Source organism: Enterovibrio qingdaonensis, assembly GCF_028683135.1.
Classification (GTDB): domain Bacteria; phylum Pseudomonadota; class Gammaproteobacteria; order Enterobacterales; family Vibrionaceae; genus Enterovibrio; species Enterovibrio qingdaonensis.
The window spans coordinates 1-784 of record NZ_JAJUBB010000063.1; the positions used below are offsets into that span (position 1 = coordinate 1).

Annotated in this window: 1 protein-coding gene; it reads left to right on the top strand. The window is 46.0% G+C overall.

All coding sequences use genetic code 11. The annotated features are described in order from the left end of the window. The coding region (locus tag LRP49_RS25125) for a transposase (RefSeq protein ID WP_274146406.1) at nucleotides 1-510 on the top strand (510 nt) is incomplete at its 5' end. Nucleotides 511-784 lie beyond the last annotated feature (274 nt).

The following is a 784-nucleotide window of genomic DNA, read 5'->3' on the forward strand; positions in this document are numbered from 1 at the left end:
AATGAGCCAGCGATTAACCGCAATCTCGATATCGATTTGAATGTAATTGCCTTCTACACCAAAGAGCTCGCAAGCGTTGAACACTTCATCGAGCAAAGTGCCAAGCAACATAACCCGCAGGATTACCAACTGCTACAAACTGTCCCAGGCATTGGCCGTATTCTGGCACTGACCATTCTTTATGAAATTGGCAATATCCAACGCTTTCCGACTGTTCAACAGTTCGCGTCCTATTCCCGTTTGATTAAATGCAAAGCCGAGTCAGCAGGAAAACAATATGGAACGAACGGCAATAAAATCGGTAACGCTTACCTAAAATGGGCATTCTCGGAAGCCGCCGTGCTTTATCTTCGTGGCAACGAAAAAGCGAAGAAATACCTTACCCGTTTACAAAAACGCATGAGCAAAGCCAAAGCGTTATCTGCCCTTGCTCACAAGCTTGGGCGGTGCATTTACTTTATGTTGAGGAACAAAACCGTGTTTGATGAACACAAGTTCTTACCCGCATAAGTCGCACAATGGGGTGAGCTGAACGTCTAACTGGTGCTGAGAAAGAGCACGTTGCTGACTGAGTTCAATGGGCATTAAGTTCGAATGGTCTGCTGTGCCGAATGTTGTCCAAGCCCCTTTGCTTTGATTAGCCGCCCCATTGGTGCGCATCCAAACGAACAACAAAGTTGCTTACACCTAAACTGAGCCTGAAGATAACTGGAAAACAAACGTTTAGCCTTACCTTTGAATAGTGCCAGTCTGGGTTAACCGAATAGTGTCTAATGGCCCTGCC